This window comes from Paenibacillus sp. FSL K6-2862 (assembly GCF_038005125.1).
Taxonomy (GTDB): Bacteria; Bacillota; Bacilli; order Paenibacillales; family Paenibacillaceae; genus Paenibacillus; species Paenibacillus illinoisensis_A.
Genome location: NZ_JBBOSN010000001.1, coordinates 3,752,421 through 3,766,572 on the forward strand (window position 1 = coordinate 3,752,421; position 14,152 = coordinate 3,766,572).

The 14,152-nt window shown below is 42.0% G+C and carries 11 protein-coding genes; 2 read left to right on the forward strand and 9 right to left on the reverse strand.

All coding sequences use genetic code 11. The features are described 5' to 3' along the window. Nucleotides 1-24: 24 nt before the first annotated feature. Both MHB82_RS16910 and MHB82_RS16915 read right to left on the reverse strand, forming a co-directional pair. Nucleotides 25-906: a carbohydrate ABC transporter permease gene (locus MHB82_RS16910; protein ID WP_095357686.1), complete on the reverse strand. Its 882-nt coding sequence runs from the start codon at nt 904-906 to the stop codon at nt 25-27. Nucleotides 907-935: 29 nt separating this feature from the next. Further along, nucleotides 936-1,853, reverse strand: coding sequence for an ABC transporter permease (locus MHB82_RS16915; protein ID WP_341175364.1), 918 nt, complete (start codon nt 1,851-1,853; stop codon nt 936-938). A 420-nt stretch (nt 1,854-2,273) separates the two neighbouring features. Between MHB82_RS16915 and MHB82_RS16920 the strand changes: the two genes are divergently transcribed. Further along, nucleotides 2,274-3,278 carry a pectate lyase family protein gene (locus MHB82_RS16920; protein ID WP_341176652.1) on the forward strand — a complete coding sequence of 335 codons (1,005 nt, stop codon included), beginning with the start codon at nt 2,274-2,276 and terminating at the stop codon, nt 3,276-3,278. A 233-nt stretch (nt 3,279-3,511) separates the two neighbouring features. Here MHB82_RS16920 and MHB82_RS16925 read toward each other — a convergent pair whose 3' ends face one another. From MHB82_RS16925 to MHB82_RS16945, 5 genes are all read right to left on the reverse strand, one after another. Next, entirely contained in the window at nt 3,512-4,672 is a 1,161-nt protein-coding gene (locus tag MHB82_RS16925; RefSeq protein WP_341175365.1) for an alpha/beta hydrolase, read from the reverse strand. A gap of 164 nt (nt 4,673-4,836) precedes the next feature. After that, nucleotides 4,837-5,517: a glycoside hydrolase family 43 protein gene (locus tag MHB82_RS16930; protein WP_341175366.1), complete on the reverse strand. Its 681-nt coding sequence runs from the start codon at nt 5,515-5,517 to the stop codon at nt 4,837-4,839. A 485-nt stretch (nt 5,518-6,002) separates the two neighbouring features. Beyond that, a complete protein-coding gene (locus tag MHB82_RS16935) occupies nt 6,003-7,343 on the reverse strand; it encodes an ABC transporter substrate-binding protein (RefSeq protein WP_341175367.1) in 1,341 nt (446 codons plus the stop codon). Nucleotides 7,344-7,377: 34 nt separating this feature from the next. Continuing rightward, a complete protein-coding gene (locus tag MHB82_RS16940) occupies nt 7,378-8,253 on the reverse strand; it encodes a carbohydrate ABC transporter permease (RefSeq protein WP_341175368.1) in 876 nt (291 codons plus the stop codon). After that, nucleotides 8,253-9,053, reverse strand: a complete 801-nt coding sequence (locus tag MHB82_RS16945) for a carbohydrate ABC transporter permease (RefSeq protein ID WP_341175369.1) — start codon at nt 9,051-9,053, stop codon at nt 8,253-8,255. Before MHB82_RS16945 ends, MHB82_RS16940 begins: the two co-directional genes overlap by 1 nt. 375 nt (nt 9,054-9,428) lie before the next feature. On the opposite strand from MHB82_RS16945, the gene MHB82_RS16950 reads away from it, so the two are divergent. After that, complete coding sequence (locus MHB82_RS16950) at nt 9,429-10,586, forward strand: DUF418 domain-containing protein (RefSeq protein ID WP_445671260.1); 1,158 nt, start codon at nt 9,429-9,431, stop codon at nt 10,584-10,586. Between the two features lie 142 nt (nt 10,587-10,728). Here MHB82_RS16950 and MHB82_RS16955 read toward each other — a convergent pair whose 3' ends face one another. Together MHB82_RS16955 and MHB82_RS16960 are read right to left on the reverse strand one after the other, a co-directional pair. After that, nucleotides 10,729-11,721: an LCP family protein gene (locus MHB82_RS16955; RefSeq protein ID WP_341175371.1), complete on the reverse strand. Its 993-nt coding sequence runs from the start codon at nt 11,719-11,721 to the stop codon at nt 10,729-10,731. Nucleotides 11,722-12,150: 429 nt separating this feature from the next. Next, entirely contained in the window at nt 12,151-14,064 is a 1,914-nt protein-coding gene (locus MHB82_RS16960; RefSeq protein WP_341175372.1) for an acyltransferase family protein, read from the reverse strand. Nucleotides 14,065-14,152: the final 88 nt, after the last annotated feature.

The following is a 14,152-nucleotide window of genomic DNA, read 5'->3' on the forward strand; positions in this document are numbered from 1 at the left end:
GGTCAACCATGATGCTCAATTGGACTATCCTTTCACGGCTCCGAGTGTAATACCCTTGACGAAGTACCGCTGGATAAACGGGTAGATCGTAACAATTGGCAGAATACTGACTACGATGGATACATATCGAACCTGAAGTGTGGAGACAGCCAGCGCACCTGAGGTCATCGTACCCCCCATCTTCTGCATCACTTCTGGGGAAGCCATAATCAGTACCCGCCTCAGGAACATCTGTAAAGGCTGCATATCCTGTTTGCCCAGATACAGCAAGGCCGAGAAAAAATTATTCCAATGAAACACTGCGTAGTAGAGGGTAAGGACAGCAAGTGTCGGCTTGATGATGGGAACTGCCAAGCGATACAGCATTGTGAGTTCGTTTGCTCCGTCTATACTCGCACTCTCAAAGATTTCATTCGGAATACCTTCAAATGCAGAACGACAGATCATCACGTTAAATGTAATAACCAGGACCGGCAGCACCATTACCCAGCGGGTATTATACAGACCGAGTGATGTAATCAGCATGTAGACCGGAATGAGCCCGCCGGAGAAATACATCGTGAATGCGATAAAAAAATTAAGTTTCCTGCGCAGGAAGAACTGCTGTCTGGATAACGGAAAAGCAGCAAGACAAGTTGCCACAATGTTGAGCAGCGTTCCCACAACGGTATACCAAAGGGTATTATAAAAGGACACCCATAACTCCTTGTATTGAAGTACCATTTGGTATCCTGAAAGGGTAAAACCGACTGGCCACAAGACAACTTTTTGTTTATCGATGGCTTCCACGGAGCTGAATGAAATACTAACCACATACAGGAACGGGTACAACGTGACGACAACTGCCAAAATGGTAAGCAGGTAGACAAATCCGTAGAACATCCGGTCACTTCTCGATTTTTGCATACAGGTCTCCTTTGATTCAGTTTGGAATCTTACCAGAGTGACATCTTAGTCAGACGACGAGTCATTGTATTCGCTGCAAAAACAAGTACAAAGGTGATAATGGAGTTAAAAAGGCCAACAGCCGTTGCAAAACCATAGTTTTGTCCTTCGATTCCCATTCGGTATACATAGGTTGATAACACATCGGCAGTCTCGTACGTGGCCCCGTTGTATAACAGATATACTTTCTCGAAGCCTACGCTCATAATGCCTCCCAGTGACAGCAGGAGCAGAATAACTATAGTCGGCTTGATACTCGGAAGGGTAAGATGCCAGAGCTCCTGAAACTTGTTGACGCCGTCAATTTTTCCGGAATCGTACATCTCTGGATCAATGCCCATAATGGCTGCGATGTAGATAATGGAGCTAAAACCGAAGCTTTGCCAGATATCGGAACTCGTGAAAATAGTACGGAACCAGCCAGCTTCCATCATGAAGTTCACTTTTTCCATTCCAAATTTGGCAATCAGCGTATTGACGATCCCATCCGTGGGTGACAGAAAGTTAATAATCATACCAGCCACGACCACGGTTGAGATGAAGTGAGGGAGATACGTAACCGTTTGGGCAAAACGTTTGAATGTTCGGTTTTTAATCTCTACGATGCAGACAGCGAATAGAATGGGGATGGAGAAACCAAAGAGCATAGGAAGAAAAGCAAGCAAAAATGTATTACGCAACAGTCTCCAGAAGTAAATTGAATTCACAAATTGCTCGAACCATCTCAGACCTACCCATTCACCACTGAACATTCCCTGACCTGGCATAAAATTGCGAAAGGCAAGCAGTACACCAGGCATGGGAACGTACATAAAAATGATGTAATACAAGAAAATAGGCGCGAACATAAGCAGCAAATACCTATCCCTTTTGGCCAGCACATACAACGTGAACAAACGTTTTTTCACCTTGAAGACACTTCCCTTCGCTCAGAATTACAACGTTGTAATTTTTAAGTATACATACTCCCACATTCTCGAAAGTAATTAGGATTTAATAGTATTAATACAGTTATTCGAACAAGGTGAGAACTTCAATCCAAAATTTACAACGTTGTAATTTCAATCTAAATGTATGCGCTTCCATAACGTTTTTTACATCTTAGCAAACTCCCCTGTATTTGGCAACAACAAAAATCAGTGCTATGTTGATGACTCCAATGGAGCACTTCTTATCATCAAGTATATACAATTGCATAAATGTTACGTAGTTAATGTTGACACAAACATTACCTTCAAATACAATGTACCTGTAAAAAAAATACATTTATCAAAGGATGGTGACTTGTTTTGAAAAGGCTTTCATGTTTGGTACTCGCTTTCGTTCTCATGGCTCTGAATTTCTCCACTCTTCCCTCTACGTATGGGGCAGCCAATTTTCCGAACACTGGTGCAACTGGTCTGACAGGGTTTGCAGGAAATGCTAAGAATGAGAATGGAGTTGCGAAGTCTGCCGTAACAGGCGGCAAAAACGGCCAAATTATTTACATCAACAATCTAAATGATCTGAGGACACACATTGCTGATACTGTACCGAAAATTCTTGTCATAGAAAAAAATATTTCCTCTTCCACTTTACAAAAAGTAAACTTCGGGGCTAACAAAACAATCGTTGGCTCGTATGACAACCACACATTGACTAACATTCATTTCCGCTCAACTTCCTCTTCAAGCAATGTTATTTTCCAGAACCTCAACTTAGTTCATTCTGCTGGCATCAATGCAAACGATGATATCCAAATGTACATTACCTCTGGGTCAAACTATTGGATAGATCATGTCACTTTTTCAGGCCATAGCTATAGCTCTAGTGGTACTGAAGTAGATAAATTGCTCTATATTGGCGACAGAGCGGATTATATAACCATCAGCAATTCCAAATTCGCAAATCACAAATATGGAATTATTCTGGGTCACCCCAATGATGGCAACAGCAGTTATAACGGCGTGCCTCATGTGACTATGGCCAACAATTACTTTGAAAACTTGTACGTTCGAGGTCCTGGGCTGATGAGATATGGATATTTCCATATCAAAAACAACTATGCAAACAATTTCAACCAAGCAATTACGATTGGGGAAAAAGCGCGCATCTATTCAGAGAATAACTACTTTGGAGCCGGTGCGGAAAAAGGCGGCATCCTTGATGACAAAGGGAATGGGGAATTTACCGATACAGGGAGCACACCAGCTTTATCTGCCCCAAGATCACCCAAAACAAACTGGAGACCAAGCAGTAATTACAGCTATGAAGTGAGGGATGCAAACTATACACGTGAATTCGTAACTAAATACGCTGGTTCTTCTAACACAACTCTTGTTTTTGGCAAATGAGCGATCCATTGCATGGATAAAAAGTAGAGACCGCTATTTTATACAATAATAGATAAACATTTAGAGTTAAATTACAACGTTGTAATTGTGTTGACTTGAAAAAATGAAACAAAGTTCTTGTCTAAAAAATCAAAAGACAAGAACTTTGTTTGTAATTATAACACCTTCATGTATAGCTGAGTCGTAACATCATTGAGACTAAAAAAACATTCTTAAGTGACCAGGAGATGAAACTACTCTACTGAAAAAATACGTACCGTAAGACCATCGGTGAACCCCTCAAGAGTAGCAGTCAGATCTGCATGGTTCAGAAAGTCAAGTGCTTTGCTATCGGTAGTTATAGTAGGCTTCAGTTCCCCTTTCACATGCTGGTTAACGATATGAATAATGCACCTTTTCTCCTCATAGTCTACCCCTTCCAAAGCATACTCTGCTCGAACCTTGACCAACTTCCCTTCATGATAGTCTTGTATGTCCTCGGCTCCTTGTAAAATCTCGCCTTTGAAGTAAGGGCATTCGCAGCTCCCAGTAAAAGAGATAGAAATTTGTTTATCATCGCCTTCTTCTATACGTACTTCACTGCCTGTAATCCGTACATCGATCGTTAACACTTCTTTCTTTCCAAGTAGAAATTCATGTATGGATACAAGAACACTCGCCTTTTGTTTATCGGTAAAATGATGTCCGGCTTCCTTTACTAATTGTAAATGACATTGGCCTAATTCATAAGATTTTTGGGCTTCAACGGAGTAATTATAATGTACTGTCTCATCTGCGGTACCATGGATCAGCAACACTGGATTTTTGTAAGGCATGATTTCTTGATACGGATTCATATCAACGACAGTCTCATGAAACTTTTTGCCAATCGTCATCTTGCCGCACTCTATTATCTCAGGGACATCATGGACATCATAGGATGATCCTGCTAATGCACCTTGCCGGGCATCGTCTGGAATACACAGCGCTGGATAAAGGAGAATTAAAGCTTCCACTTCTTTTGCACATTTGGCAGATGTAAGCGCTGAAACAAATCCGCCCTGACTAAACCCCATCAAAGTCAATCGGTTATCATCAACATAAGATAATCCTTGAACATAATTCATTACGACTTCCAAATCATCACATTCCGTCAGAACTGTCATATCCGATGATTTCCCGTCACTTCTTCCCTCTTCATTCGCGCAACCACCACAGAAGTCAAAACAATACGAAGCATACCCCCACGATGCAAACGTTCTACAGTATTCTTCCAAATCCTTGGAATTCCCTCCAAATCCATGACTTACGATTATCGCTGGAAGTTGATCTCCTATAGGCAGAAATTCTTTTCCACGAATAGTCAGTCCATCTCTTATGCAACTAAAATCACGTTCAATGACCTCGTTTTTCATTACATTTCTCCTCTCAAAGTATAGACAACAACTAAACATTTCTATTTGGTATCGCTTACATAAATATCGTTTCTGGATCAAGCAGGAATCAATTATTGTGTGAATATCTTAATATAAGTATACGAATAGCACGCTTAACATTTTCGATCTGCGAATTCTGATGCTTAATTTCCCCAGTGGGCAAGTAAGAAATCATATTCATGCTGTGTAATTGGCAGTACAGATCCATGCCGTTTTTTTAGAATATCGAACGAGTAATCTTCTGCCTTCAGCTTCTCCCAACATGCTCCACTGGTATCTCCAATGTCGGTCGTTACGATCGGCAAGTATCCTCCGCTTGTAGCATATTGGTCAACAAGTAAAACCCACCGTTTTTGATCATTAAACTTGAAAAATACAGGTCCCTCGACATCCTTGCCTGTTAATTCTAGTCCCAGAGATTGTAACGTGGATACTTTCTTCCAGTCACCGCGAAGTTGTTCGGAGGACTCAATGGTAATCTGACCATCACCTGAAGCCCGATAATATTTGTTGCCAACTTGAATAATCGTTGTATCAATAATCGATTCATTCGCGCCGCGGGTAATATACCGTTCGGCAGGCGAGAAAGATTTGAAGTCTTTCGTCGTGCTGCAATAGATGTGCATTCCCCGGCCTTTTCCGTCGCTAGCTTCCATACTCGAAGCCCAGAATACGAGATATGCATCCACGAGATCATCATAAATGGCTTCCGGAGCCCATGCACATCCCGCTGCCTGTGGTGCTACGTCGACTTTTTGTGCCACGGACCAATCGATCAGATTGGAAGACTCCCAAATAATTAGCGAACGGCTTCCGGTGAGCATGGCCTCTGTCTGCTCCCACCCTCCCCTGTGATAAAATACTTAGATCAGTTGCAAGGATGTAGAATCGATCGCCGCTTTTGCTGCGCAGGATGTAAGGGTCTCTTACGCCCTTTTCTCCAATAACAGATCGGAGGACCGGTTGACGCTTATGCAAATCCTCCCAATGCAGCCCATCCCGGCTTAACGAGAAATAGATTTGCTCTCCATCGGGGTTACTTTCTCCAGTAAAGTAAACGAACAAGTATCCATATATGGAACGGTCTCCTTCTTTTTTTAAATTTCCTGTGCTAAAAATTTCATGATAACGCCTGCTTTCTCATAGCTGCGAACGAAAGTAAGGTTTCAATAAAATGGAATTTTCATTCTGGTTACTCCATGCTAGCACAAAACACAGTCATTTGCTTCCACGTTGTAGAGCATAAATAAAAACTATGAAGGGGATCTAAAAAAAATCCGCTCCATAGATTTAATTTGATTACAGCTGATTATTGATTTTCTTTGAAGAACAACGTGTATTTATCTTGTAAAATCCGGGAAACTTCAGCAGACGTTTTCGTGCCTGCATAAAAGTCATCATATAGAGTATAGATTTCTTTCGAGAACATGGACTCATAGTTGGCAAATGATTTAATGTTCTTGAGCATGGTCATAAATTCATCTACATCTGTTTGACTCGGTTTTTTCAGGTGAAGATGAATTCCTTTTCGCGAGATATACTGTCCGTCTGTATAGTTGTTCACACTCTTTTGAATCTGTTCATGCAACTGATCCAAGACGACAGAGAATTCTGGTACTTGATCCAATTGATCTACATCCATATCCAATGCAAATTTGATATATTCCCATGCGCCTTCTGAAGCTTTGGAAGCTGCACTAATGGCATACAGATCATGTCCCATGCCAAAATAGGATCCGCTGCTTCCATCGAGGGTTGGATAACCAATCATTGTCACAGGCTGCTCGCCATAAAGAGCAAAATAACTTAAATATTCATCAAAATTCCCAAAGGCTCCTCTCTCCAGTAATCGCTGACCACTCTGGAACTTCGTTGCATCTTCGTCAGCTGACGCCGTTCCATGCGAATGACTGTGGTCATGTCCATGATTACTTTCATTCAATTTCGCAGAAAATTCCAATAATTGTGCATATACCGGATTGTTGTAATGAACGGTTTCTTGAACTTGATTCAGAAATTGGTTTCCGGCCCCAACAAACGTCATAAACTCCGTAGGACTTTGATGTCCCATAATTTCGATGTGATCTTCATGTACAGTTTGGATCACTTTCAGGAATTCCTCCATGCTCCACTGGGTCATGCCATTGGTTAATTTTGCATTGGCAAACAGACTATCCACAAAAAACGTTGGAGAAAGCCAATAGAGCCCATCGTCTACTTCGTTAGCTTGCAAGTAATTCGTTAGGAATGCTTGCTTATTATACTTCTCATCCGACTTCATAAAATCATATAAATTGATAAAAGCACCATTTTTTGCGTAAACCGTTCGGTCTATGCCATGAAGATTAATAATATCCGGAATATTTCCTACAGCGATATCCATATTCAACATCGTTTGGCCTTTCACATAATCTGCCTGATCATCACTATCATAATTATCATATTGACCATAATCTTTAACTTCAATCTGGTATTTGGTTTGAGAAGAATTAAATCCCTCTACTGCTTTCGATAACCCATCGCTTGCATGCCATGTCGCCAATGTTAACGTTTGCGTACCTTTTTCTTCTGCACTTTGTGAGGAAGAACATGCCACGGTTGTCACCACCAAGATGATCATTATTAATAGTAGTGCATATATTCTTTTCATTCTTTTTACCTACTTTCATTGGTGTAGTAGTTTATTATTCTTTGGTTCCTGTGTATGAAATCCCCTTGGACAAGTCTTTTCTGCCAAATAAAAACAGCAGCAATGGTGGGATCATATACAAAACTGCTGCTGCAAACGTCTGGCCTAGATGCTGATTGCCTGTTTTGGAGAGATATAAAGAAAGCGGCTGTTGCTCCGGCTCCAGGAACAAAAGTGGCTGTTCTACCATATTCCAGTAATCGATAAACACAAGCAGCAGGACGGATACGATCATACTTTTACACAATGGAATGACGACATGACGAAAGATTTGAAATTCTCCTGCCCCATCCAGCTTCGCAGCTTCAAAATAGGAACTTGGAATCCGTCTCATCGTTCGAGTAAGCAGATAGATTGGAAATACAGAGAAAACCCCCGGTAAAATCACCATCCAGCGGCTGCCATCTATTCCGATCGTTTGACCGATAAGGTAGTTGGGAACCAACATTACTTGATTCGGCATCAACATCAATATGACAAACAAGAAAAATACGATTCGTTTGATTTTGCCTTGGAACCTTGCAAAGCCATACGCTGCAAACAATGAAATGATAATCTGAATCAACGTAATGGGAACGACTAAAATCACAGAATTCCAAAACCGTTTTAAAAACGTAGGATCTGTGATGGTCTCCCTATACTGATCTATCGTCACGGTTTCGGGAACCAGTGTCAGTGATATGGCATCAGACACATTGTCTGTGTCGCTGCCCGGATTCAGCATGGCATGGTAGTGATATGTAATTTCACGATCTGTCATGAAGGAACTGCTAACGGTTAAGATCATCGGTATCAGAAATAAGATGGACATGAATCCCAGGCATGCAAATAGAACTGCTCTTTTAATATTCCGATTGAATTTTCGTTTCATTAATTTTCAACCTCCTTTCCAAATTTTCGTTCCAGCCCAAACAAAACGCCGATGATGATGACCATACCCACCGCTTGCCAGATTGCTGCAGAGGACAGCTTTGGATAAGCCCCGCTTTGAAACGTGTTGTTAATAAAATTCTGTAACATATACAGACCGTCTACAGGGTAGTTTCCCACGAGCATGTATACTTCCCGAAAAATTTTGAATGAACAGATCACAGCGTACAACACAACGAAAAATATAACCGGAGATAAATATCGCAATTTAATATGAAGAAATATATATCGTTCCGAGGCGCCGTCCAATCTGGCTGCTTCCACAAGATTCTCTGGAACACTGGAAAGGCCTGCCGTAAACAGAATCATGTTATACCCGATCGTTTTCCATACGAATATTAAGACAATAACAACCATGCCATAATCGGAATGAAGCCAGTGAAGCACCTGGTCTCCACCGAGTTGGAAGACGGAATTGACGTAACCCCGATCGTGAAACAAAGCTTGCCATATCAATACAACGGAAGCGGTCGGCACCATCATCGGTGTGAAGAAATATGTGCGAATCCAGTTCTTCCCTGGAATAGACCAATCCAACACTGCTGCAAATAACAGGGCAATAATCATTGAGAGCGGAATGGCAGTTATTGTGAAAATCAATGTATTTTTGACCGCTAATCGGAACGCATCATTTGAAAGTACATCTACATAGTTTTGTAATCCGACAAACTGCTTGGTGAAAATATTGCGAATGCTGCTGAAATAAAAGACAAGACCAAATGGAATGATTGAAAAAGTCATTACTCCAATTAGGCTTGGCAAGATCCAATGCCAACCGTTCCATGTATGTATCCATCGATTATTATTTTTTCTGATCATCCCACTCTGTCTCATAATCATCCTCCCAAAAACTTTCCCTGTTTATTAATCGTAATCATTACGTTATAGACAAAGGAATATATTATCGTAATAATTACGATTTGTAAACGGGTATTCTCCAGATATTTGGCTTGTGACATTTTGTTTACAACTTGATCAAACTTTAGCGACAAGTCCCTTATATATTGAGTTAGTGAAGTTGCTAAATACACAAGCTAACAACAGACTAAGGAGGAAGTTGAATTGTCATTACCCTTTTTATCATCAAATGTGCCCAGATCTAAGAAAGCGAAAGAGGTGAACACTGTTGACTCCGATTCTCAGAACGATAACTCAAAGTCTTCGACTGAGCGGGAGAATCAACGCGCAACGGGACGACGCCTTCTCGCTCTCGATGCAGCAAGGGGGCTTGCAGTCATCGGCATGTTCTTACAGCATTTCGCTTTGAATGAAAGAAATGCTTTTGTCGCGGGAAATACGACGCTGCTATTTGTTCTTTGTGGAGGCATCTCCTATTCGATAATGGCCCAGCGAATGAAAGAACGTGGAGAAGCAGAAACTATTTTTCGTTCAAAAATGCTTGCTCGTGCTGTATTTGTTGATGTGATCGGTTATTTCCTTATCATGTTAAACACCCCTTACGGCATTATCTTACCAGCGTACGCTGCCATGTTTGTCTTGGGATTGGTGCTGATCAACCGTTCAACTCGCGTTCTCGTATACACCACCCTTGTCTTATGGTTATTCGCTCCGCCACTTATGATTCTGGGAATGAGTTATTTCTCTGGAACGTATCTCTTTCAAGATATAGCTGGTGGTCCAATGTCTGCTCTCGCTCTTGCTCCTGCTTTTGTTGCAGGAATGACGATCGCACGTTTCAATTTATCTAACAAACGAGTAGCCATGACACTTGCGTGTGTAGGCTTCGTTATGCTCATCATTGGTAAGTTACTAGCCATTTATGTTCTACCAGATTTAACAACTTCCTTTGAAGCTTGGCTTGTTCGTGTTCAACCTTCAAGTCCAACTCCAATTGACGAATATGCCATCTGGCCAAATAACGTAACACCACCGCTAATGTGGCATATGCTCCTGCAGACAGCTCCGCATACCGCATCCACGTTCCAAACGATGATTGGAGTTGGGATTGCCTTTGTGGTCATAGGCCTCACATTCCTCGTACCAAGAAAAATAAGTGTAATGTTAACCCCTTTTGCATCCGTTGGACGTGTAGCTCTTACGATGTACGCCGCGCAGTTCACCATCGTTTGGGTGTTGACACTCTTTGGAATTGATTATGGTTTAAGCGAAGTCCCCCTTGGTGATCTGATCGTTATAATCGTCACACTCGTTATTGGCTCCATCATTGCTCTAATGCCCAATGGTCCGTTAGAGTCAATAATGCGACGCTTTGACCGAATATTCAGTTCGTTTGGTTCAGCTTCAACCAAATGAAAAGTTTCTAATAACCATAAGAGTAATGCAAGAACCCCACTCGAATTCGAATGGGGATTTTTGTTTTTAAGTTTAAGTTCTCGTGTATATGGAGCAACGGTGTTTCAATTGATACATTTAGAAATCAGCTGTCTCGCACTCACTATTGTTGTATCGTCTCCATCTCTTCAGAGGGGTCTGTATCATCAGATTCAATAATGGTACGGACATACTCTTTCAAATCGTTGCTGCTTGTTACGCCCAGTACTGCTGCTCTACCGACATAGGTCTCTTTAAGCAGCTTCATTGGGGGAATTTGCTCACTTGCCTCCATCTTGCTTTTATATCCGACCGAGGCCAACTGCCACATATCACTTACAGATAGATTGGTATCGATATACGGACTGACTTCCTCCAGGATGGATGGAAGCTTCATAATGGATGTCGTCGTTTTCATTTTTTCTACGATAGCATTGGCAAAATCGCGCTGCCGCTTCGTCCGGGAATAATCAGACAGGGCATCATGACGGAAACGAACATACTGAAGTGCTGTTTCCCCATCCAAATGCTGTTCCCCTTCTTTCAGATGGATATCATACTCGTGATTATCGGCTTTACTTTCATAAGTCATATCCTTCTCTACATGGAAATCAACCCCGCCGACAGCATCCACAAGTTTGATAAAGCCCTGGAAGTCCGTATAAACATAGAATTGAATTGGAATTCCGAGTAAGTCGCTAACAGCGCGCATTGCCGTCTTGGGTCCATGAGTGACTGCTGTGTTAATACGGTTTTTACCGTGCTCAGGGATATCGGTATACGTATCCCTAAGAATGGAGAATACGTGGATCTTTTGTTTGACCGGGTTCAGAGAAACAACCATCATGCTGTCAGACCTGGGAATCTCATTTTTCTTGTTTCCACGTGCATCTACCCCCATTAACAATATATTTACCGGCTCCGTACCTGTCCATTTTGGAGGCTCTACCACTTGTTCCTCGCTCGCCATCACTTCAGCAAAGGGAGAATTTTCGGACGCTTTTCTCAGACCTTCCAATCCTTTATATATGGACAAGGAATAATAAATTCCAAAAGCGATAACAGCTAAAATCATAATGCTTAGTATGAGTGCAATTCTTTTATTTTTGATTAACATGCGGCTACTCCCTTTTTGAGTCTTCAATGAATTTGTTCTTGCACATTTGCTTTCTCAACTCACCTGCTACTTCTGGAACCCGAGTTGTTACGACGAGAACCTCCTTGGCTTCAGTTAGAGATGTGAGCAAACTGCGTAGTTGATCTTTAGCGAAGGGACCGTTGGTTCCAAGTTCGATAATGATGTGGTCTCCCAATTTGCCCGTAGCACTTCATTGCTAAATTAATTTTTCGGCTTGTTACGCCTGCCTACCTTCCATCAACAGTAGCTTTGGGGAATTTCCCCTTTAAATATGGCTCTACACCAACGATGACTGAGTCTTCAAAGATGGTAACACCTTCACCGTTGCAAGTCCCCAAACCAACCCTGTTTTTCTTTGTCTCATCTTCCGTGCACTCTTTCATTATGTTTCTCTTGATATCGTTAACTTCAGTTCTGCATGAGGTGTTCCACCAGCTGAGATGCATAGTAGCGAGCTCCTTCCGGAGTCAAGTGAACACCGTCTTGTGTAAACAGCTCGCTTTTGTCCTCACTGGCTGCATACCAATCAATAATATTGACATTGGGATAATCATTAGCAACGTCTTTTAAAGCTTCATTCACAGTATCCTGCCATGGTCTGGGCACCCGCGTGGTTACCAGATAAAGCTGCTTGTCATGTAAAGTATCCAACAAGGTTCGCAATTTACCTTTATTAAAGACCCCATTACTTCCGAGTTCTATGATGATGCGGTCCCCTAACTCTCCTTTGGCTCGCAGTTCATCCACCACTTCTTGAGCACGTGACATTTGTCTTCCAACTTTGCCATCAACCACAATACCCGGAAGCAACTCTTTGATATGAGAATCCACATCCATCGTAATTGAATCACCGATCAGTGTGATTCCCTTTCCTGTAGAGGATGGGCTAACAAAATCATCCTTTTGACCGTTTGAATTTGAAAGATCATTACTCGCCGGATGCTTTTCATCGAAGTAGGCGGATTGATCGTGATCTGTCTTCTCCGGATTTTCATTTTGTACATTGTTTTGAATGCTCACAGGTTGAACCGATTCAGGTTGATTCTGTGCTGCATTGGTGATCCAAGATTGAGCCACTAAGAAAACCAACAACGTTAAACTTAATCCGATAAAAGGTTTGAAGCGATCATGATGCCAGACAGTACGCCATTTTTCACGAAATTGTCCCCTGCGAATTGGCTCTTCAATGAACTCGTACGATAAAACAGATAACACGACAATGATGACGAGACGCCATAAGATTTGTACCATTCCAAGCCCTTCAATCGTCGCTTCTGGTTTCATGCAGATAATCACGGGATAGTGCCAAATATACAGACTATAAGAACGCTTACCCAGCCAGGTCAGCGGTGGACATCCCAGGATATTGCCCAATCGGCTAGCTGGATGCACCAGGACAGCAATATTGACTACTGTCACAATGGACAGAAAGAGAAAACCGAACTGGTACAATGACTCATCATATTCATTCGTACGATTAATCAAAATAAGCAATATAAGCAAACCCGCCGCGCCAATAACATCAAGTGACGTACGTACTATAGGTTTAACTTTCTCACCCAACTTCCAACTCGGCCACATCACCGCCAAAGCCGCACCAATCAGTATGGCGAAGGCACGGGTGTCTGTTCCGTAGTATACTCGGCTTGGATCTGTACCTGGTACATACATCAACGCCATGGCCAATGCGGAGAGGACAGCCAGACCTAAAATAAGTAACACCAGCTTTCCACGCCGCGGAGCGAACTTTAAACCAATGAGTACTAAGATGGGCCACACGAGATAAAATTGTTCCTCGATGGAAAGTGACCAGAGATGTCCAATCGGTGAAGCAGGTCCATAACTTTCAAAATATGACACTTCATGAAATATGAGATACCAGTTATTCACGTAAAAAATCGATGAGATAAAATCTCCTTTGAGTGATAAGAGTCTCTCCGGATCTGTAGTTAATAACCACATGGCAACCAGAATGAGCATACACAACATAGCAGGCAACAATCTGCGAAACCTTCTCATCCAGAAGTTCCAAATCGAGACGTAATGGTTCACTTTCCACTCCATGAGGAGCTGATCTGTTATCAAATAACCAGATAGCACGAAAAACACGCCTACTCCGAGCAAACCACCCTGGGCCCACTTCAAATCCAAATGGTACGCAATGACAGCCAAAACAGAGATAGCTCGTAAGCCATCAATCCCAGGCAAATAACGCTTTAACGGTTGATTCAATTCCCCACTCATATGTCTCAGTCCTTGTCTGTATATGGGCTTGTTCTCTTTAATCAATATAATCAGCAGATGTCGCCAAAGTTTGATCAAGATGTAAACAAGTTGTCACAACAGCCGTATGTCTGTTGACACAGAAAAAACACGCAGACACGGATGACTCCGTGATGCGTGTTTGAAT